Annotated in this window: 22 protein-coding genes; 2 read left to right on the top strand and 20 right to left on the bottom strand. The window is 36.5% G+C overall.

What is annotated here, in order from left to right; translation table 11 throughout:
- Positions 1 to 25: 25 nt before the first annotated feature.
- The 16 genes from I5435_RS11125 to I5435_RS11050 all read right to left on the bottom strand — a co-directional run bounded on the left by I5435_RS11125 (position 26) and on the right by I5435_RS11050 (position 14,758).
- Positions 26 to 811 carry a DUF1684 domain-containing protein gene (locus tag I5435_RS11125; protein WP_337983825.1) on the bottom strand — a complete coding sequence of 262 codons (786 nt, stop codon included), beginning with the start codon at positions 809 to 811 and terminating at the stop codon, positions 26 to 28.
- A gap of 7 nt (positions 812 to 818) precedes the next feature.
- Positions 819 to 1,676 carry an alpha/beta fold hydrolase gene (locus I5435_RS11120; RefSeq protein ID WP_337983824.1) on the bottom strand — a complete coding sequence of 286 codons (858 nt, stop codon included), beginning with the start codon at positions 1,674 to 1,676 and terminating at the stop codon, positions 819 to 821.
- A 641-nt stretch (positions 1,677 to 2,317) separates the two neighbouring features.
- Entirely contained in the window at positions 2,318 to 2,728 is a 411-nt protein-coding gene (locus I5435_RS11115) for a cupin domain-containing protein (RefSeq protein ID WP_025219573.1), read from the bottom strand.
- 47 nt (positions 2,729 to 2,775) lie between these two features.
- The gene (arcC, locus tag I5435_RS11110) at positions 2,776 to 3,711 is read right to left on the bottom strand and encodes a carbamate kinase (RefSeq protein ID WP_024364808.1); all 936 of its coding nucleotides are present in this window, start codon (positions 3,709 to 3,711) and stop codon (positions 2,776 to 2,778) included.
- The gene (locus I5435_RS11105; protein ID WP_337983823.1) at positions 3,704 to 5,137 is read right to left on the bottom strand and encodes a YlbE family protein; all 1,434 of its coding nucleotides are present in this window, start codon (positions 5,135 to 5,137) and stop codon (positions 3,704 to 3,706) included. Before I5435_RS11105 ends, arcC begins: the two co-directional genes overlap by 8 nt.
- Before the next feature lies 1 nt (position 5,138).
- Positions 5,139 to 6,692: an acyl-CoA synthetase FdrA gene (fdrA, locus tag I5435_RS11100; protein WP_337983822.1), complete on the bottom strand. Its 1,554-nt coding sequence runs from the start codon at positions 6,690 to 6,692 to the stop codon at positions 5,139 to 5,141.
- A gap of 2 nt (positions 6,693 to 6,694) precedes the next feature.
- Complete coding sequence (locus I5435_RS11095) at positions 6,695 to 7,624, bottom strand: oxamate carbamoyltransferase subunit AllH family protein (protein WP_337983821.1); 930 nt, start codon at positions 7,622 to 7,624, stop codon at positions 6,695 to 6,697.
- Positions 7,625 to 7,765: 141 nt separating this feature from the next.
- Positions 7,766 to 8,443, bottom strand: a complete 678-nt coding sequence (locus tag I5435_RS11090; protein ID WP_025219576.1) for a cysteine hydrolase family protein — start codon at positions 8,441 to 8,443, stop codon at positions 7,766 to 7,768.
- Positions 8,444 to 8,634: 191 nt separating this feature from the next.
- On the bottom strand, positions 8,635 to 8,796 hold the full coding sequence (locus I5435_RS11085; protein WP_024364803.1) for a XapX domain-containing protein: 162 nt from the start codon (positions 8,794 to 8,796) through the stop codon (positions 8,635 to 8,637).
- A 71-nt stretch (positions 8,797 to 8,867) separates the two neighbouring features.
- The gene (locus I5435_RS11080; protein ID WP_024364802.1) at positions 8,868 to 9,053 is read right to left on the bottom strand and encodes a XapX domain-containing protein; all 186 of its coding nucleotides are present in this window, start codon (positions 9,051 to 9,053) and stop codon (positions 8,868 to 8,870) included.
- 260 nt (positions 9,054 to 9,313) lie between these two features.
- Positions 9,314 to 10,942 carry a PucR family transcriptional regulator gene (locus tag I5435_RS11075; protein WP_337983820.1) on the bottom strand — a complete coding sequence of 543 codons (1,629 nt, stop codon included), beginning with the start codon at positions 10,940 to 10,942 and terminating at the stop codon, positions 9,314 to 9,316.
- 422 nt (positions 10,943 to 11,364) lie between these two features.
- Positions 11,365 to 11,778, bottom strand: a complete 414-nt coding sequence (locus tag I5435_RS11070; protein WP_337983819.1) for a magnesium transporter — start codon at positions 11,776 to 11,778, stop codon at positions 11,365 to 11,367.
- A 99-nt stretch (positions 11,779 to 11,877) separates the two neighbouring features.
- The gene (locus I5435_RS11065; protein ID WP_108030294.1) at positions 11,878 to 12,144 is read right to left on the bottom strand and encodes a CPCC family cysteine-rich protein; all 267 of its coding nucleotides are present in this window, start codon (positions 12,142 to 12,144) and stop codon (positions 11,878 to 11,880) included.
- Positions 12,145 to 12,170: 26 nt separating this feature from the next.
- Positions 12,171 to 13,184 (bottom strand): S66 family peptidase, encoded by a 1,014-nt coding sequence (locus I5435_RS11060; protein WP_337983818.1) that lies wholly within the window; start codon positions 13,182 to 13,184, stop codon positions 12,171 to 12,173.
- Between the two features lie 179 nt (positions 13,185 to 13,363).
- Positions 13,364 to 13,756, bottom strand: coding sequence for a YidH family protein (locus I5435_RS11055; protein ID WP_337983817.1), 393 nt, complete (start codon positions 13,754 to 13,756; stop codon positions 13,364 to 13,366).
- Positions 13,757 to 14,299: 543 nt separating this feature from the next.
- Entirely contained in the window at positions 14,300 to 14,758 is a 459-nt protein-coding gene (locus tag I5435_RS11050) for a DUF2231 domain-containing protein (protein WP_024364154.1), read from the bottom strand.
- A 492-nt stretch (positions 14,759 to 15,250) separates the two neighbouring features.
- On the opposite strand from I5435_RS11050, the gene I5435_RS11045 reads away from it, so the two are divergent.
- Positions 15,251 to 15,520, top strand: a complete 270-nt coding sequence (locus I5435_RS11045; RefSeq protein WP_024364153.1) for a hypothetical protein — start codon at positions 15,251 to 15,253, stop codon at positions 15,518 to 15,520.
- Positions 15,521 to 15,573: 53 nt separating this feature from the next.
- Entirely contained in the window at positions 15,574 to 15,996 is a 423-nt protein-coding gene (locus tag I5435_RS11040; protein ID WP_024364152.1) for a ferritin family protein, read from the top strand.
- Between the two features lie 312 nt (positions 15,997 to 16,308).
- Here the strand turns inward: I5435_RS11040 and I5435_RS11035 are convergent, their stop codons facing one another.
- The 4 genes from I5435_RS11035 to I5435_RS11020 all read right to left on the bottom strand — a co-directional run bounded on the left by I5435_RS11035 (position 16,309) and on the right by I5435_RS11020 (position 19,867).
- On the bottom strand, positions 16,309 to 17,376 hold the full coding sequence (locus I5435_RS11035) for a DUF4085 family protein (RefSeq protein WP_337983816.1): 1,068 nt from the start codon (positions 17,374 to 17,376) through the stop codon (positions 16,309 to 16,311).
- Positions 17,377 to 17,674: 298 nt separating this feature from the next.
- Positions 17,675 to 17,905 carry a hypothetical protein gene (locus tag I5435_RS11030; protein ID WP_108030291.1) on the bottom strand — a complete coding sequence of 77 codons (231 nt, stop codon included), beginning with the start codon at positions 17,903 to 17,905 and terminating at the stop codon, positions 17,675 to 17,677.
- Between the two features lie 310 nt (positions 17,906 to 18,215).
- Complete coding sequence (locus I5435_RS11025; RefSeq protein ID WP_108030290.1) at positions 18,216 to 19,202, bottom strand: sensor histidine kinase; 987 nt, start codon at positions 19,200 to 19,202, stop codon at positions 18,216 to 18,218.
- Positions 19,202 to 19,867, bottom strand: a complete 666-nt coding sequence (locus I5435_RS11020; RefSeq protein ID WP_337983864.1) for a response regulator transcription factor — start codon at positions 19,865 to 19,867, stop codon at positions 19,202 to 19,204. Before I5435_RS11020 ends, I5435_RS11025 begins: the two co-directional genes overlap by 1 nt.
- Positions 19,868 to 19,875 lie beyond the last annotated feature (8 nt).

Raw genomic sequence — 19,875 nt, 5'->3', positions numbered from 1 at the left:
CTATTTCTCTAAATTAGGTGCATCATTATGAATGTAATGAAATGATTTGCTTTTCGCCCGCTTCAATCTTACTTTGTATACGATTACTTAAAGGAGGCATCGGACAGTTAAAAGAAGATGAAAATGCGCATGGCGGTAAAAAGGCTTTATTAAAATCAAGAAGTACCGTATCATCGTCTAATTGTTCGATGATTAACATACGACCCATACTATATGTTTCGTTACCGCTTGTTGCATCTCGGAAAATAATAATTGAATATCGCCCAGATTGAAATGGTCGAAGCCTATAATGTACTCCGCCAATTTCCACTTCAATGACCCCTGTTGATACATGACTACGCGCTGCATGATGAGCATCACCCGTATGAGAAAATTCAATCATCGCATCATCTTTTATAAGCTTTCCGTTATAAATTGCTTGTTTGTTCATTTCGTATGCAGCAATATGGCTAAACGTTTGCAGTGCAGGGCTGTTTTCATCCCAAATGGCTAATAAATGCATAGAGCCAGGCTGACTAGTTGCCATTGCAGAGATGCCATTCCGCGTTTGCACGATTGTTTCATCCGCAATTATATGCACCTCACCTTCCACTAGCACGCCGTTAATGAATAATTGGTCTTCAGCAGTTGCCGTTAATGTAAGCCCTAGTTCGGATGGACTAGTCGGCTTCCAGCTTCCAGCAATTTGTTTCACTGTTGTTTCACTTTCACTCGTTAACTCATGCATTGCGATTAAAGTTAAATCACCTTGTGCACCCGTCACGTCTATATGGCGTTGCTTATGCCAGGCTTGTAATTGTTCGGTATACATATTTGCCTCAGTCCTTTAATAAAAATTCACGTACAACGTTTAAGAAGTCTTTATGCTCTTCGATAAATGGCATATGACCACTCTTTTCAAATACAGCCAACCGTGAATTTTTAATTAATGAATGCATTACTTCTGACTGTGTTAATGGCGTAATCCAATCGTGACGACCTGCTACAATCAAAGTAGGTATTTCAAGATTAGCAATTTGTGCGCGCACATCGTATTGTGGCATTAAATATTTGAATGTATAATTTGTAATTTCTAAAGATCCAATTGGACGGCTTCCTGTATCACCACCTAGTTCTTCTTGATAATCGTACCAATATAAATCCCAGCAAATATCCCACCATTGGATTAAATGATTGTCATCACGAATGTTTCCTTCAAATAACTCTGGAATAGTTTGAACTTGTTGTTCCGTTCCAATACGTTGCGCAAACGCTTTAGCTTCTTTATAGAAATCATAGCTTGGTGCAGTGTTAACTAGTAATAACTTACTTACCGATTGTGGGTAGCGCGTAGCATATACTTGGGCAATCATTCCACCAAAAGAATGTCCTAGTACAGCAATTTTATCTAAGCCTAAATAATTACGTAACGCTTCAATATCATCCGCTAACTGTTCGAATGTTGCTGTCGTCACATCGATACGCTCTGATTGACCGTTGCATCGTTGATCTAAATAAACAATCTGGTAGTATTCGGCTAGTGGCGTTAACCACGGCTTAAAATCGGAGTGATCACTCCCTGGACCACCATGTACTGCAATAAGTACCGGTTTTTTTACCATCTTTGGTCCTAGTGGAATATACCCTGAACCTTCTACATCAAAATAAATTTTCGTTCCATTAATCGCTGCAAACATTATGTTCCTCACTTTATCAGATTAATTTTATTTATATAATAATTAAAACTACTTAGTTATTATCTTAATTCCTATTTGTTTAGTCAAGTTTTTTCGCAATAGAATTACTAGAGTGAAAGTTGAGTAAAATTATATTATAAAGTTATTTTTTCATAAATAAATACTGTTTTCGCGCAAATAACATTTTTTACACTAAAATTAGTCCTTCAGTGTGAAAAACAGCAATTTCTAGTATATTGGGTCAATTAATCCGGACATAACTAAGTTCTTTGTTTTTCTAATATTACAAAAATTAGAATTAAGTAGGACTCCATGGACAACCATAACACTATCAATCCCATGGAATGAACATCGCTAAAAAAACAGCTTGCCATGTACAATCTATTATTGTATTTCGCACAATACCAAAAACTGCTTAAAAGCAAAAATTCTTTAAATAGGGCTTCAACTATTTCTCCTCTAAATCAAATATTTAAACTATAAACTACTTGCTATGATTTATCAATTTCTTTTATTGTGTTGCGAGAGTGCTAAACAATTTAATTTTCCGTTTAGCGTTCCCCCTTCATGCTTCATGCCCGTCACAATAAAAAGAGCAATCCGTTCATATTTCGGATTGCTCTTTCGTATTTATTCACATGCTACTCTGCGTCCACCATATGGGATGCAAAATTTTCGTTATGGATTTCTTCATGAACAGGGATGAAGATGCTAACCTGCTCAGTAGGTTCGACATCGTCATTGGCAACCGAGTGAACGACCCCTTTTGGTACAAGGAAAGTGTCCCCTTCTTGATAGGATTTCCACTCCCCATTTTGCAGAAGTTTTACTTTTCCTTTTGTAATATGAATTACTTCTGCCACGTCGTGATAATGGGGCAATACGGCTCCACCTACTTCTATGCGTTCTCTTAAGACCGAACTAACACTGACGCCGAGTTCATTTGCCTCTTTGGCACTTAGAAGTTCGCGGTGATAGACTTTACGGTGCTCTGTAAATACATTCCACTTTAATGCTTCGCCAATTTTTACTTTCGTTTTGTTTTCGTTCATTTCCAATTCTCCTTACTATACATTTTCATTTACTTGTAACAGCTGATTCAGTTGAAAATAACGGTGCCTGTCTTACCAAGAATGGCATCCTTTGCTTTCTCTAGCGAAGTGATGATTGATTTGCGACCTTGCTTCCCCTTGACGAATGATATGGCTGCCTGAATTTTTGGAAGCATACTGCCTGGTGCAAAATGCCCTTCTTTCATCAACCTTTCTGCCTCTTCGATCGATAACTGATTCAGGTTTTGCTGATTTGGTTTCCCAAAGTTAATTGCGACTTTTTCGACAGCTGTCAATATGAACAGAAAATCTACATTCAACTCATCCGCTAAACATTTACTTGCTAAATCTTTGTCAATAACCGCTTCTACGCCGATTAAAGCATGATTCTTTTCCTCCACTACAGGTATACCCCCACCACCAACAGCGATGACAATACGCCCTGCATTGACTAAGTCTTGGATAATATCTTTTTCAACGACTTTAACCGGAGCAGGCGATGGAATAACCCGACGGTAGCCACGTCCTGAATCTTCTATATAATGGTCACCCGTTTCAGCCATTAATCTTTCAGCCTCTTCTTTTGAATAAAAAGGACCAATTGGCTTTGTTGGATTTTGAAAGGCGTGATCGTTCTTATCAACTACTACCTGACTGACAACTGTTGCAACTGATTTGTTAATTGAGCGTTTTAACAGTTCCTCATGGAGTGCATTTTGCAAATGGTAGCCAATATACCCTTGGCTCATTGCCCCACATTCAGCAAATGGCATACTAGGAATATTTGCATGTTCCTTTGAGCCCTTTTCGAATGCCAAATTGATAGAACCGACTTGCGGCCCGTTACCATGGGCAATCACTACTTCATGACCTTGTTCAATTAAATCAACAATTGGCTTGGCTGAATCGTGTACTAATTGTAGTTGCTCTTCAGGAGTAGAACCGAGTGCATTTCCTCCAAGCGCTATTAATATTCTACTCATTTGCCTCTTCCTCTCCATATAGTTTATAGAAACGAAGCAATCCTTTTTCGAAGCATTCCTTTGGAGGATGGACAATGCCTGCGCCAATCTGCCCGATTCCTGCTACTTTATGTGCCATGCCGGTATTAATAACAGGAAGAATGCTTGTTTCAATTACTTTTCGAACATCAATTCCAAAGGCAGCTCCGCGGAAATTTAGCGTTGGTATAGCATAATTGCTATTTTCACTTACTGTAATGTCATACATTTGTTCGCTATATTGAATAGCATCTTCTACCTCTCCTCCAACAAATTGAACAATTGCAGGCGAACCGCCCATCGCAAACCCACCAATTCCCATTGTTTCCGTAATGGCACTATCACCTAAATCCCTAGTTGCATCCTGCTCTGAATAGCCTGGGAAATATAAGCCTTTAATAAAGTTTGCCGGTGCAGTAAACCATTCCTTGTCACCTAGCCCGCTAATGCGAATACCAAATTCAACCCCATTCCTCGCCATTGTCGTAACAACCGTGGAATATGGAACGCCGTGTCCTGCATCAAGCGAAGCTTTACATGCTGGCATGGACAGGTTCAAGAAATAGTGTTCATTGTTTTGAATAAAGCGCAAGACCTCTCGCAATGTGTCCGTCTTGCAATCTGTTTGCATAAAATAGTCAGTCATTTCCCTATAGAAAAGGCTTGTTGCTGCCTTATTGCGGTTGTGGCACTCATCTCCCATATGAAGAGCCTGCGCGATGATGGCTTTTAAATCTATGCCATCTGTTAGGACAAGTGCCTTTTTCAAAGCCGGAGCAAAAACATCGCGCAGCCACTTTAGCCGATCAATTACATCGCTAGAAAAAGCTCCAAAACGTAGCACTTTGCCTAGACCTTCATTAATCGTACAATAAGCACGGTTTCCATGTGTTCGATTTTCGATGATATGCACTGGCATGGAAGGAGAGACGATGCCCGCCATTGGTCCCACTGTTGAATGCTCATTGCATGAGCCAAATTCAATTGCTCCAGCCTCAATCAATGCTCTTGCTTGTTCCTCATCCGCTGCCATCCCTTCAAAAATAAGTGCGCCAATCACTGCCCCCTGCATCGGACCCGCCATGTTTTCCCATGCAATAGGAGGGCCAGCATGTAGTATTTTTTTGCTGTGCATTCCAGGTATGACATCAATAGCTAGTCCAATATCAATTAAAAAAGGATGTGCATCTTTTATGCGTTGTATCGATTCTTGATTCGCCTTTTCCACTTTTTCATTTTCCTGAAAGAAATCTAATGCTTCGAGCAATTGTAGATTGCCCCCTGCAGGCGGTTGCCAGTCCACTTGGATGGTTTCAACGCCTTGCAGCTCCAAATCTTCTTTAAATTTGGATGTGCCGATATTAATTACTTGTAATGGCTGATTAAAAAGCTCATTCGCTGTACTCAATTTAATTGACCTCCTTTTGTACAAGCATCGCGGCAATTCTTGTTGCCATTTCATTGCTATCAGCAACAAAAGCGCCTATAGATTGAAGTTTCTTTAGTTGCTGCTGATAATCTTGTTTATCTTTAGAAGTGCCGCAAATATAAGTAACGATTGGCAAGTGCCTTCCTGCCTGTGTAGCCTCGTCTCTTGCTAATTGAAGCGTCTCTAGTGTTACACCTACCGGATCTTCATGGGCACCATATCCCAATTCAAAGTCTAATAACAGAACAGCAGTTTGAGGGTCTCGTGCTTCTTGAAGAATCCGCTCATTTCTAAGTGAAGGCTCTATCATCGGATGTGGTTTACCTTTTGTAAATTCATCATCGCCCATATCAAGCAACGTATGACCTACACTCTGAGTAATGTCGTTAAGTTTCTCTTCCTCTTTTTTAGCGACATTACTTTTGACGCTTTTTCCTGAAGAACGGAGAATGGATAATGCTTCTGCTGTCAGCGTACCACCGCAGAATAATCCACGAATGTCTTGCTGAACATCTGCTAATTTTGCTTTTTCTTCAGCAATCCATCGTTGAACGCTCTTTGCAATGTCCGTTTCGATTACGGCTTGCGTATCAAGTAATTGAACAGATTTGCGGGCAGCATCAATTAATGTAGGAGAAAAGTTAGCTCCTGCTGCCTCAACTGCTTTTGCATCACCATCTAAAAAGCAGACTACAACGGGTTTTCGGCATTTTTTCACTTCTGCAAGAATTTTGTCCTGAACATTTCGCGCAGGGGGTTTAGAAATTAATGTGATGACCTTTGTATTGTCATCGTTCTCCAATGCTTGAAGCCCTTGAAGCATCATAATTCCGCCAATTGATTCATGGAGATCGCGACCTCCCGTACCAATTGCCTGTGTAATACCGTAACCAAGTCGATCAATTTGTACCGTCACTTCCTGTAGCCCTGTTCCGGAGGCTGCCACTAGTCCAATGCCTCCTTCGCTTACTTTATTGGCAAAGCACAGTCCACTGCGATTGATAATTGCTGTCCCGCAGTCTGGCCCCATTACGAATAAACCGTTGTCTCTCCCTATTTCCTTCAAAACTTTTTCATCTTCCATACTTACATTGTCACTGAACAGCATAACGTGCATGCCTTTTTTTAAAGCTTGACTCGCTTCGCGCGCTGCATATTTCCCTGGAACAGAGATAATCGCCATATTAGCATTCGGTAAGAGATGCAATGCAGAAGTCAGCGTTTTCGCTGTATGATAATTGTCTTTTCCTTTCTTTACCTTTTTGGAAGTTAATTCTGTGTGGATAAGTGTTATCACTTCCTCTGCTCGCTCATCTGTATCTGTAATCAAGGCAATAATTAAATCATTTCCCGTAGCTACTTTCGCCTCATCCGTTAGCAGACCAATGTTTTCTAGCAACTCTTTGTTCATTTCGGTTGCCATCGAAACAACGGCCTGCTCGACGCCATCCATACGATTTATTTTGCTTGATAGTGACATTAATGTTACCGAGTCATGATAGGCGTTACTTTCTATCAATACTTTAGATGTCATAATTATTTTTCCTCCTTTAGGTCGATAAGCTGTTGATATGCTACGCTAACACCAGTCAGCATATCTGTCCCAGAGGTCGATCCCATTTCTAAAATACGCTGTAAATGAGGGATTGGATTACCATCTATGTTGTCCAATACATTAAGTAAAGCTTCGTTGACCTGTCCCTCCAGGCATTGCTTTAGCATAAAATAGCTTACCGTAGTCGTTCTACCTTTCAATCTCTGCAACCATTTTGCGCTACAGCTTTCCATTTTTTTATATAGTGGGGATTCAAAATACTGCCAGGTAGCTAATAACCCTGTTAGAAAATCATCGCCAGACGGTGTTAACCCCATGCCAAGTCCCGCAAAGTTATCAAAAAACCTGTCAAACTTATCTGCCTTCATATCATCTTTTAGCTGCTCTAACCCTTCAAGAAACGGGGAGAAATAGATATTTTTTCGTGTAGCCATAGGAACTTCCCAGTCTGGATACGTGAAGCTTTTCCACGCCGCGTAGATTCCTCCTGTTGCTCCGTGTTGTAGGATAAAATTGTTTAATAGCCGCAAGCGGGATACAGTTGGCTTTAGCTTTGCTTGACAGTGCGGCTTAATATTCCTATTCCAAATGGCCGCATTTGAAAAATCCCATTGCCAATCGTTGATTTTCAATAAATTATAATCAATTAAACAAATAGATTTAGTCAACATTATGGTCGAACACATCTTAGAAAAATAGTCATTCTGACAGGTTTTCATCATGCTAGGTGATTGAATCACCTCGTTCTTTGCTAAAGAAAAGAGCATTGTACCGTCATCAGTTGTGAAATTTACTACATTATCGAAAACACTGTGGACTACTCCAATTGGTTCACCAATTGATTGTTGGCGCATCCATTCAAGTAGACGACCGTCCATCTGATTGATTTTACATGTATATGTTGGAATCATAGATATCACCATATTCTCATGATAGCTAGTAGAATTACGGATACGGGCATGCATTGGACATGTGAATGTAGCATGCCCTCAACTGTTTATTCTCTTAAATGAAAACGCTTTAGTAAATACTTCGTGCAAATGCTTTCTTCGTTAATCTTCAAGTGCAACAAGCAAATTTTTCGATGGAGCTGTCCACCCAAAGATGCCACCTTGCTGGTTAATCATGTGAATGGAGTCTTCATGGTCTTTTGGATCAAATGCTGCTGAGCAATCTTCAAGTAGTAAACAGTCAAATCCACGGTCATTCGCTTCACGAATTGTCGTTTGAACACAGACATGAGTCGTTACCCCTGCAACAAGCAAATGTGTAATACCTTTATTGTTTAAAATCACTTCAAGATCTGTTTGATAAAAAGAACCTTTTCCAGGTTTATCAATAATAACTTCGCCTTCAACAGGCTTTAGCTCGTCCACAATATCATGACCATACTCACCGCGGATAAGAATTCTTCCCATTGGACCTTCATCACCAATGCCTGCTCCTTGCTTGCTGCCGCGTTTTAATTTACTTGGCGGGCAATCTGATAAATCTAGGCGATGCCCTTCACGAGTGTAAATAACCATCATGCCCTTTTCACGTGCAACTTCCAAAACCGTCTTAATAGTAGGAATAATAGAGCGTGTTAACGTAATATCATTCCCTAGCTTTTCACCAAAGCCACCCGGTGCACAAAAGTCACGCTGCATATCAATAATAATTAACGCTGTTGTTTCTAACTCAAATTCAAAACTATAAGGTTTCGCTTCTATTGTATATACTTGATTCATGTAAATCTCCCTCTCGAATGGTATTCAAAACATCTAGCTTTAGAAAACTGACCGCAATGATTTTTTTGATGAAACGGAAAATAATACAGGAAAAACTTGAGTCCATTATATGGAGATAGGCAACTTAACTCAAACGTTTATAATCCGACGTTATAAGTTAGCCTAATGAAGGAAGAAGATTTTATGTCTTTTTAGAAAAGACGCAGGACAGCGTTTACTAGCTCAGCACCTAGAAAGATTCCTACTACCCCAACAATACCAATAAGAGGGGGAGCCGGCACTGGCAGCTTGATGAATTTGAATAAAATGCCTACAAGTAAACCTCCTATGAATGACAAGATAATCTGCAACATCTTACATTCTCCTTTTTTAGTGGGATGTATTCATTAAAAACCGCATAACCAAACATTTTCTGGTGGTTCGTTTACGTACTCACATTTCTCTTTTCTTTGAGAGAATTGAAAAGAGAATCCATTAGTACACCTCCTAAAAATATACCTACCATTCCAAATATACCTACCAAAGGAGGGGCAGGTAACGGTAACTTAACTAAAGAAAATAATATCCCTACAATCAAACCACCGGCTAAAGACAAAAGATAGTCACGCATTTCCAACACTCCTTGTATTCCAAAGTGTAATTCAGAAACTAAATACCTAAATCGTCTATGATGACTGCTGTTTATTGAAACCTCCCTCCTTCAATACCTACATGATAGCATTTGAAAGCGTTTTAATCATTGTAAGAAGTTGATATTTATTTCACTTTTAATTGGCAACTTTCTACAAAGCATAACGCCTTTTTTACAAAAAAAAGACATTGTCGAGAAGACAATGTCCAACGTAAAGTCGTCGCTAGGGTTCTTCACCCTCACCCTTTTTTCAGTTGTAAGTATTGATGCAATTGGTAGGCTAATGAAATTTCTGTTAATTCGAAGCCGTCCTCACCGTCGATGCCAAGTTCTTTCAGCTTATTGATTCGGTAACGCATCGTATTATAATGAACAAACATATCCTCTGCCGTTTTTTGCACATTTGTATTATTTTTAATGTAGTACTTAAGCGTTTCTAAAAGATTTGTATTTTTCTTTTTATCATATTCGAACACTTTCCCTAATTTTTCGGTTACGAAATCTTCCAGCATGTAAAGATTATCAACATAATGAAAAAGTCGGAACAAGCCGATATCGCCATAAAAATGAACGTAGGACTGTTTTTGTAAAAGTTCTTTATAAACTTGAAACACTAATGTTGAATTGTCATAGTACTCTTTCATTTGGTTAAAATGATGGACTGTATCGGATATACTAACCCCAAGATGCCCATTTTTCTCAAACAGCGTGACTATCGTGTCCCCTAGATTTTGGAGTTTTTTCCGAACATTCTTTTCAGACACCAGACTAATAAAACATACTAAAGAGTCATTAATATAAAGAACTTTGCAATTTTCTATCGGAACATCCACCATTTTAGAAGCCGAGCCCTCAATTAGACCTGAATCAAGCATTTTGTGAAATATCGCCAATTTTTTTTCGCTATCTTTCTCATTTGTTTTGATGCTTACTAGAACAAGCGGAAATTGCAAGTTCCATCTAAACACTTTCGCTTTTTCAATCATTTCCGTTTGGGAAGTATATTGATTATGAAAAATGTCTCGGACAAAACTGCTTAAATGATTTCTTTCTTTTTGAAGCAATGTTTGCTCTGTTTGAAATAAAAAAGCGATTATAAAGGAGGCTTGTTCAATAGCAATAATTAAATCCTCTGTTAGATTTTTTTCTTTTTCTAACAATATGACCAAAAAGCCATAGTCATTGCCTCCTGCAAAAATGCACTGAATAAACAAATCATTTTTGTCATAAACGGTATCATCGACTTGCACAGAAAATGTGCTTTTGCTCGCATCTGAATTGTACGCCTTGTGTTGGATTGAAATTTTATGTTCGTTGTGAAGTGAAGACCCGACATATTCAAAATCATTGTTAAGAAGCAAGACTGGGGCATTAACAAGACTAGCAATCGAATGAACGAACTTGTTGACATCTGTGCCCTCCAATAATAACTCCAGTAATTGCTGATGCATCTTATTTCGAAATTCCAACAGCGATGTCTTTACGTCTAAAAACTTTGTCAGTACTTGGTTAGTCAGTGTAGATAAGTTTGCACCATCTGGTAGCTTCATTAGCGGAATACCAAGTTCATTTGCTTGCTCCACCATAATGGTTGGAATTTCAGCGACATATCTTCCTGGCTTAATGGCAATTCCTGCAAGATTCAATTCAGCTAATTTTGGAATTAGTGTTTCAATATGCTCTGGTTTATCAGCAACAGGATACAAGGTAGTGAGTAGCAATCCGTTTTGATCGATATATGCGTAAATATCCGGAACTTCCATAAAATAGACATTTTCAACTCTACGGCTCAATCCAGTCTCTCCTGCAAGGACTTCTACATCTTCAAATCCCTCCATGTTCAAAACATCACTTATTGTAATAAACATATTATCACTCCAGACGAGAAAAAAAGTTCCCTTATTTTCGTTTATTAGACCGCATGCATTATTACGTGACAGCTTCATTATGAAAGGTTGTGGTGTTACCAAAGAAAAAACACACCGACAACCCATTTACTTTCAATGGATACTTCGTCAAACAAGATGTTTTTATTATAACACGAATAGCGACCACCCTTTGGTCCTCGACAATCAAAAGACAGTATTTTTATTCAAACATATGTATTTTCATAAAAAGAGAATAGTGGAAATAAAAAAGACTAAGCTACCAGCAATAAGCTTTCTTAGTCACGGATGATGCTGTTCATTTTGTTGCAACGTCATGAAGCAGTCGCACTATTTTTCACCCTTTTTTTGTAATATTCATTAATTTATCTTTCCATTACTATACAATATTGTTCTTTAAATTTTTAATGGTTCGGATTGTACATTTGTACGAGATTATCGAGGGATAGCTCTTCGTAATTAACGCTAACATACGGTATATGTAGGTCATTCTCGTCATGACCAATCCACACCCTCCATAATTCCACTATTTGCTCTTCTCTAATATTTTCCTTTAGGTACGCCAGTAATTGCTTTGCCCTCAATTCCGAATACATAAAAGTAACTTCATAAATGAATGAATAACTTGTATATCCACTGACATCATAGTAAGCATCCTTTTTAATGACCAACTCATTTAAGTCCTCTTTATTTTCAACTACTACTATTTGGGCACTAGGGTCCATCTTCTCCCAAGGTACCAACTCATGTGGTTTGATTGCTAATTCCATAGCTTCCCTAACAGTAATCGTCTTCGCTTTTGTTTCCACTTCTGGCATTACATAATTTGTTGCGATAAATGAACAATAACTCAGTTCAACTTCCTCCTAAATTCGACCCTTATTAAACAATCGCTATATTAGCACATTAACTCTCTTCTAAATTAACTGTTTCCAATTAAGATCTTTTTCATCTTTATCATTTGGTTTTCTGACAAACTCCATACACCTTTCTTCACAAGCCCCAAATACCATAAAGTTTATTTGTGCTTGCCTTAAAGATGGAAGATTAGCTCCTCCTTCACAATCAGGGTCATCAAATTGAACGCCATCATCTTCCCAAAAACAAATTGTACATATGTCATAAGTTCCTGGGGGTTCTTCGTCTAATGTTTTATATCCACAACAAGGACAAGTATATTTCATAGCATCTCGCCTCCCTTTCTCTGACTTTACTTAAAGATTTGCAAAACAATTCCTTTGCCCTCTACTACCTCTACTTCAGCATAAGCACCATTGATAAAAGTTATTTGTGGAGGAACATGACCACAATCTACATCATAAATAATAGGTATCCCAAGCTCATCTGACAGCTCTTTATAAACATCTTCCACTGTGTAATTATTTACAGGCGTATTCGCATCACTTCGACCGAACATAATCCCTGCACATTGCTCAAACCAACCAGCAAGCTTCATTTGAACTAATGACCTTTTTAAATCTGGTGTGTTTAATTCACAATTCTCTAAATACCATAACACAGGCTCCCCACTGATATGTTGTTTTCTAAAGGTTTGGACATCACCATAAGCTGTCCCAATCAAATGTCTAATCACGTCTATACATCCGCCAAGTAAACGGCCTTGTATCTGTACTTGTTGATTGGACACAGTTTTCCAATAAGTTTGTTCTGTTAAATGAAAAACACATGGCGTGGGAGCATTGTGTTGCCATTCCTTTTGATATTTAGATGATGAATATTGTAGGATAGATTCCCCACCATTAGTCGATAATACAGCCTGCCACATGGCAGTAGTGTCATCTGAATATTCGCCTCTTAAATCTACAAGATTAGTACCATGAGCAGTAGCTATACCTGTTTTTAATGTAATTGCTAATAATAATGCACTGATATCTGAATATCCTACTACCCATTTGTTTTTTATCTGTTCAAAATCAATTTTATCTAGTATTTCAATTAACAGTTCCCCACCCCATGGAGGAATGATGATATTTATATGATCGGCACTCATCATTTCATTAAACTCATCCGCCCGTTTTTCGGCAGAAGCTGATTTAGCTTTTTCTTGAGTCCAAACCGTATCACCACAAATAATATGAAAACCTTTCGATTTCAGACGCTCACAGGATTGTTTAAACATCTCATGTAGCCCCTCCGGAACCCCTGATGAAGGTGCCGTGACTCCGATTGTTGCATCTTTTTCTAAGCGCGGGTATTTAATCATATTTATCTCTCCTGATTTTTTTCATTATTTTACCAAATAGCTGTAAAACGAACAATGACTAAATTGGTTAATACATACCAAAAAGCCACAAAACGTTAATTGAATAACATTTGTGGCTTTTTTATGTGTTTTCAAACCTATAAGGTCAGGTTTGGTGAAAAAAGAGGATAGACTTTGATCTACGATAAACTAATCATCAAAAAGTAAATAATCACCAATAATATTAAGATAATTAAAAAATAAGAAATCCACATGATATGTCTATTTGATGGAACAAATTCTTCATTCACTATCTGTTTTCTTTTTGCAGAATAATTAAATGTAGCTGTAAAGATAATTAAAACCCCAAATAAACAAGCTAACAAGCCAATTATTGCTGATAAAAAATCTACCCAAAAATTCCGAACCGTTCCTATAGCAAAGTGCAAACTCGTTGCCAAGAAAGCAACCCCTAAAATGGAAATGGCCGTTCGAATCCATGCTAAATATGTTCTTTCATTTGCCAAATGTTGCTGGGCATATTTTAATTGCTTCATTTCTATTTCTGCCTGATTTAAAGGGTGATTCTCCATCTAATTAACACCTACTCTTTGGTTAGAATATTTTCAATTATTCTATTTTAATATATCGTATTGTAGAAAAAATAAAAGAGGATGATTGTTTTTTCATTTAATGTATGTTGAGAAATGATGTAAAACCATTTCTTTTAATCTTTTGTTCTACATATTACTATGTAATGGGAAAATAAAAATGATTAATGACACACGCCACCGTCAGAATTCACTTGAAAATAACACGTTAAAATAGAAAAATAAGGGCATCCCTCTCCCCCTAAGAGAGGGATTATTTTCAAGTGTTTCATTGTAGAGCATGTATTATTTAGAGGTAGTAATGAACATTTAAGGCACAAGGAGCTATGAACTTGCACAACTTTCAATACCCTAAGTAGGTGAAGGTGAAAAAAGTAGAAAATTCAAGTATCAATGCTTTTATTATGATCATTTGAGAAATGTTACTCAACTTTAACGATCTAACAAATATTCACAAAATAACATTACTTGCTATAAGAAATTGGCAAAACTAGCATTTACAGATAGGGAATACACGCTAATTTTTTAATCACGATCTGGCAATTCGTAATTGTTTGTATTACTTAATTTTTCACTTTCATACACCATCTTACCTCCCAGATGACCGGTATATGCTAATGTAGAAGAACCTATGATACCTAAAATCACTACTAAAGTTACAATCCATTTTGTATTAATTTTCAGTTTCTGCCCAAATAATTTTAATATTGAAATTGCACCAAACAATATTAAAGATAATAAAGCCATATTTTCATGTAATTCAACTGTCGATTCGATAACTTCTCCCCATTTTTGTTCCGCAAATTCTTCTGCTGCATCACCTGTCATAAAAGAAACCAAACCGGTTACAAAACCTGTTACAAACAAAATTGTACTTGTCTTAAATAAATACTCTTTCTTTAAAAACAAATTGATGACTTCAATTACTGTTGCTGTTAATAATAATGCAATTGGAAAATGCACAATGGACGGGTGTAGTGGCACGTAATTGCCTCCTTCTTTAAAAAAATTTACACAATAGATCAAAACAAACATCAAGAAAATTTATTCAACGTTTATTTCACTTGTTATAAAATAGTCTATCCACTATCAATGAAATTTAACTGAAAATATTAATATAATGAAACAAAAATTGAACTGTTATCATGATGAATGAAATCTTTATCTATTTAATTGAATTTTCTGAATTAAAGAGACCTCAGGGGAGTACACAATTCTTAACTAGCCATCAGGGCAGCGTGCTTCTCCGTTTACCAGTTGTGTCACTATGCCACTAGCTCTTGGCATTCCTAAATTATCATAATTAGCAACCATTGTCGTATAGACGCTCTAAATCCGTTTCCAGAGTACATTCATTTGACTTATTCTTTACAACAATGTTCCTGCAAAAAATTTAGGTCGTCACCTTTCTTTTCCTTAATACATAGGATACGGTTAAGATTATTTTCCACTATAAAAGTAAAGGGGGATATAGTAATGAATAGACATAAAAAAAATCCACAACAAAATCTAGAAACGACGGAAATTGAAATAGCAAGATTAGCATATATCGGAGCATCCATCGCAACATTGGGTGACGGTCTTTCTGCAGTTGCAGCAGGTCTAGCACTAAATGCTTTAGAAAAATCAAATAATCAGGATCCTCAAAACCAAAATAGTGATAAATCGAAAGAAGTAGATAATTTGCAAAAACAGATAGACCAAATAATCATTGAACTAAAACAAGTAAAAAAAATGATGCAATAATTACATGTTACTGCCAGTTACTTTTAAAGCTTATTAAAAAGGAGTGTGAACGATTGCAATACGGCGTACAACCAACTTCAAATAATCAATTTCTTGTCGATCTTGTTAAAGCCATTAATGGCGAATATAATGCTATACGATTTTATGAGCACTTGGCTCAGCTTGCTCCAAATGAGGATGTTAAAAAACGTATTCTAGAGATAAGAAAAGATGAAATGCGACATTACCAAGGTTTTGCTTATATGTATACCTCCCTTACTGGTCAGCACCCTTCTCCACAAATAACAGAGCCATTGCCATTAAATTTTAAAAGCGGAATTTTAACTGCATTTAAAGACGAACAAGAAGCGGTCGAATTTTATCATCGTGTGGCTCGACAATATACAATACCTTATATTAGCAACCAATTTAGTTCAAATGCTTCAGACGAACAAAATCACGCAGTTTGGTTTTTATTCTTTATAAACCAATATTGACAATGCTCTTACCGACTATAAGTCGGTTTTTTATTTATAAATCTCCTTTTACGATCAATATCATTTTGACCCGAACCTCTTACCGTACTAGATGTTGCTACGCTGGTATTATGTCTTCATATATTTTGCACACTGTGATTTATATCTTTTTATAAACTTCATAAAACAATCCGCTTTTAACAAATCTCTTAAATCATCCTAGGGTATTTCCCTATAATACATATTGATAATATGTTGAAACAACTTTAAGGTGGTTTATATATAGCCTATAAATTAGATGATTACGCCATCGTTCCATAAACTTTACTCTTGTTATTCCTTAAGCCATTTCAGTTTTACATCATCCTCTAAACAACCGAGTTGATCGAAATGACTTGCTATAATGCCAAAATACATATTTTCATCTGTATTTACATCGACTTTACGTAGCGTATCATTAACGATATTTGCAGCATCCTCTCCTAGTGCATAAATTGTGTTGAAAGCACGAACGCGTATATTTTGGTCTAAATCAAACATAGCCAATGACAACTCATCAGTCGGAATAGGCTCACTAAAATGAGCATACGGATTTTCGTAAGTAGCACAATAAATTCGCTCTCTTGCTTCCTCAAAGGTATGCCCTAGTAATACCCCTTCAGCATAAATCGCATTATCTTTTTGCGAAAGATTAGCTAAATCAATTTCTACAAAGTGCATATCTTTTACAATATAGTATTTGTCATCTGCATTTAGCGCCAGCACATAATCATCCCATGTAGCAATTTCTCCTGGTTCAATATAAACTGCAGGACGATACAAGTAGTTTGCTGTCACATCTTTAAAGAAAATTGTCCATTCAGCATAAGGGCTACCAAAACTAGATAACACTCGTAATGCAAATCTATCCTCTTGTTTTATTAATTCGTCATATACGTAATATCCTTCAAGTTGACCTTCTGTTTGTGCATGTTGAAACTCTAACTGTACAATTGATTCGACTGTAAACCCGCCACTCATATCTAGGAGAAGTGTAAATTTAGTTCCTTGTTGCTCAGCATTCAAAATTTTACCATCATGAAATGACTGTGAAAAAACGGTTTGTGCGGACGGATTAAAATGTTCAACAAGTGCTTCACGCTTTTCATAAATAGCATGGCTCTTAGCTGTGAACTGCTCAATTGTCACATTGCACCATTCTTCAAATTCTTCCATTAGCGTATCCTTTCGAAATAAAGTTCGTTCAATAATTTCCTGCTGAAACTTTTTTGGTAAGATCCCTACATACTCGCTTAAATGCTCATACAAATGTTTTTCAAATTTAGCATCGATCTCTTCCTCAAATGGATATGTCTGTGCTGCGTTGAATACTTCCTGTCGTTCACGTGTTAAGAAAAACATCATTCCACTCCTTAATTAATTGTATAGTGAAAAATTATGAATAACTATAATAGACTAGCTTTATAGGACTTAAACTTTATATCTCTCTTATTAATTTATCCTGAATAGATAGCGTTGAAAAACTACAAGAATAGTTCCTTTTTTAATTACAGAATCGTGTCCGATTGTGGCAGATTGACCTTCATTTCGATACAGATAATAAATATTAGGTACGATATTATTCAAAAATAGACATTTCAGTAATACTTATTCCGTGTTTACATAAGTACCTGTTTTTTAGCACATTTGAAGCCAACAATTATCCGAAGCGATTATGAAAACACCAAACAATAAGAAATATACTCACTATCCCCCAAGCAGCAGTGCTCCATATCCACCAAATTACAGATTTAGCTTTTGATGAATTTTCTTCGTCGTCCATATTTGCTTTTATATACTCGACCTTACTTTCCATTTCTTTTTTCATAGAAGTGAGAACAACAATTCCAATTATGATGAAAGCAATCGTTATCCAGAGTAATAGGTCCACCTTTACACCCCTTTATATAAATGGATTTCACTGCAATGTAGCGTAAACAAAGATAATAAGCAACCTTGTGTTAATGCAAGTGCGTTACTGTTGCAATCTAAAATTCTTAAAGCGTCGTTTAGGTCAAAAGAAGCTTAATAAATTATTATTCTATAATATGACCTTTAGCAAAAGAAGGCACAATTCTTGTATGAATAGCTTCCGATTGTTGTATATGGGTGACAGCAGTTATACATGTTGAACGTAATAAGCTGTTTTAATACGATTTTGACCAGCTTTTAATTTCGAACCGTTGCCTTTACTGAAAGTATTAATATTGCGCATAGCATATGGTCACTTGAGTACCGTTTTCATTGGATTGGATTGTACTCTGTAGTTCAAGCACTCGACAAATATCTTCGATGATACGTAAACCAGTACCCTTTTCCTCCACATTAAACCCAATCCCATTATCCTTAAAGTTAATTGCGTTTGTTTGCAAAGTGATTTCCAATGTATCACACGCTGCATGACGCACTATATTTTGGAAGATATTATCAAATAATCGGTGCAACCAAATTTCATTACTGCGCCATTGGCAGTTAGTTGCGCAATTGTTTAACACAATAGAGATTTGGTTGACTTTAAATAAAAAATTCCACTTTAAAATAATTGTATTTAGAAGTTTTAGAACATCTACTTTTTCCATGATTACATACGAATTATCAACACGAGATAAGCGTTCAAAGTCATATTCATTGGATAACTTTGAAATATAGTTTATTTGTTCGTTTAAAGAATTGAAAATATCCTGATGTTGTGAAAAATCATGTTCGATTGTGTACAGTTGTAAGCGCATCGCTGTTAAAGGCGTATTAATATCATGGCGCAACTGAGTTAAAAGTTCTTGTTTCATTCGCTCCTGTTGCTGTATTTCAATTTCCTTTGATATCGTCCGGTCAATAAGGAGGTTTACTGCATTGGTTAAATCACCTAATTCATCATTTCTAGCGTAAGGAATCTTTTGAAGCCTCTTCTTGTCGTCACTTGCCAACTCCATAATTGTTTTGTTTAATACATTGATCCGTTTAATCAATGTATTAATAGATTTAGAGAATAGAATAGCCAAAGCAAAGAAACTGACGATAAATAATCCTAGCATAATTGGGTAAGCTTTTGACTCATAAAACTGGGTTTGTGCATCATTTGAAAAATGATTGTAAATGATCGTTACGATAACACTAATCACGACAACAGAAAGTGGAACACTGCCTATAACCGTCAATAGCAATAGTTGATATTTCTTTTTTAGTTTCATTATTTCATATGAGTATTCATACGATACCCTTCTCCATATACATTTTGAATAATAACACCATCTCGATCGTCAATTTTGCTGCGTAACTTTTTGATATATACGTTAATTAAATTTAAATTGCGATCCTCTAGCGGCCAAAGGTATTCCATGAATTGTTCTTTAGATAAAATAAAATTTGCGTTTTCGTAGAGATAAAAGAATATTTTCTTTTCAATCGCTGTCAATTCGACTTCTTTATGATGTTGATGATTAACAACACGCATATGCGAAACATCAATTGATAAATGTTGTATTTGTTTGTGAATACCGTAAGTAGCAACTAATTTATTTTTTATTCGTATTAATAATTCCCTCGGATCAAATGGCTTTACCATATAATCTTCGCCAATTTCAAGCCCTCTTAATTTACTCTCAATATCACTTCTAGCAGTTAAAAATATGATAGGGATATTATGCCCTAGCTGATTAATTCGCATGGAAATTTGATACCCATCCTCCCCCGGTAGCATAATATCCATAATGACAATGTCGACTTGCTTAATAACGGTATATAATGAAGCTCCATTTTCTAACCAGATTACGTTATACCCTTCTTTTTGTAATATATTCTCTAATAAACTTCCAATCATTTTATCATCTTCTACCAGTAAAATTGTAAACAACATTTTCGTCC

The sequence above is a fragment of the Lysinibacillus sp. C5.1 genome (assembly GCF_016350185.1).
Classification (GTDB): domain Bacteria; phylum Bacillota; class Bacilli; order Bacillales_A; family Planococcaceae; genus Lysinibacillus; species Lysinibacillus sphaericus.
The sequence above is the reverse complement of the archived record's forward strand: the minus strand, read 5'-3'. Positions and strand labels throughout refer to the sequence as shown.

Excerpts from the sequence above, each read along its gene's own strand:
- I5435_RS11080 (WP_024364802.1), bottom strand. The coding sequence starts at position 9,053 with ATGCGTGACTATCTTTTGTCTTTAGCCGGTGGTTTGATTGTAGGGATA.
- I5435_RS11025 (WP_108030290.1), bottom strand. The coding sequence starts at position 19,202 with ATGAAACTAAAAAAGAAATATCAACTATTGCTATTGACGGTTATAGGC.
- I5435_RS11125 (WP_337983825.1), bottom strand. The coding sequence starts at position 811 with ATGTATACCGAACAATTACAAGCCTGGCATAAGCAACGCCATATAGAC.
- I5435_RS11020 (WP_337983864.1), bottom strand. The coding sequence starts at position 19,867 with ATGTTGTTTACAATTTTACTGGTAGAAGATGATAAAATGATTGGAAGT.
- I5435_RS11070 (WP_337983819.1), bottom strand. The coding sequence starts at position 11,778 with ATGCCAGAAGTGGAAACAAAAGCGAAGACGATTACTGTTAGGGAAGCT.
- I5435_RS11090 (WP_025219576.1), bottom strand. The coding sequence starts at position 8,443 with ATGAATCAAGTATATACAATAGAAGCGAAACCTTATAGTTTTGAATTT.
- I5435_RS11095 (WP_337983821.1), bottom strand. The coding sequence starts at position 7,624 with ATGATTCCAACATATACATGTAAAATCAATCAGATGGACGGTCGTCTA.
- arcC (WP_024364808.1), bottom strand. The coding sequence starts at position 3,711 with ATGAGTAGAATATTAATAGCGCTTGGAGGAAATGCACTCGGTTCTACT.
- I5435_RS11060 (WP_337983818.1), bottom strand. The coding sequence starts at position 13,184 with ATGATTAAATACCCGCGCTTAGAAAAAGATGCAACAATCGGAGTCACG.
- fdrA (WP_337983822.1), bottom strand. The coding sequence starts at position 6,692 with ATGACATCTAAAGTATTGATAGAAAGTAACGCCTATCATGACTCGGTA.
- I5435_RS11065 (WP_108030294.1), bottom strand. The coding sequence starts at position 12,144 with ATGAAATATACTTGTCCTTGTTGTGGATATAAAACATTAGACGAAGAA.
- I5435_RS11035 (WP_337983816.1), bottom strand. The coding sequence starts at position 17,376 with ATGTTTTTCTTAACACGTGAACGACAGGAAGTATTCAACGCAGCACAG.
- I5435_RS11085 (WP_024364803.1), bottom strand. The coding sequence starts at position 8,796 with ATGTTGCAGATTATCTTGTCATTCATAGGAGGTTTACTTGTAGGCATT.
- I5435_RS11055 (WP_337983817.1), bottom strand. The coding sequence starts at position 13,756 with ATGGAGAATCACCCTTTAAATCAGGCAGAAATAGAAATGAAGCAATTA.
- I5435_RS11120 (WP_337983824.1), bottom strand. The coding sequence starts at position 1,676 with ATGTTTGCAGCGATTAATGGAACGAAAATTTATTTTGATGTAGAAGGT.
- I5435_RS11115 (WP_025219573.1), bottom strand. The coding sequence starts at position 2,728 with ATGAACGAAAACAAAACGAAAGTAAAAATTGGCGAAGCATTAAAGTGG.
- I5435_RS11045 (WP_024364153.1), top strand. The coding sequence starts at position 15,251 with ATGAATAGACATAAAAAAAATCCACAACAAAATCTAGAAACGACGGAA.
- I5435_RS11075 (WP_337983820.1), bottom strand. The coding sequence starts at position 10,942 with ATGTTTATTACAATAAGTGATGTTTTGAACATGGAGGGATTTGAAGAT.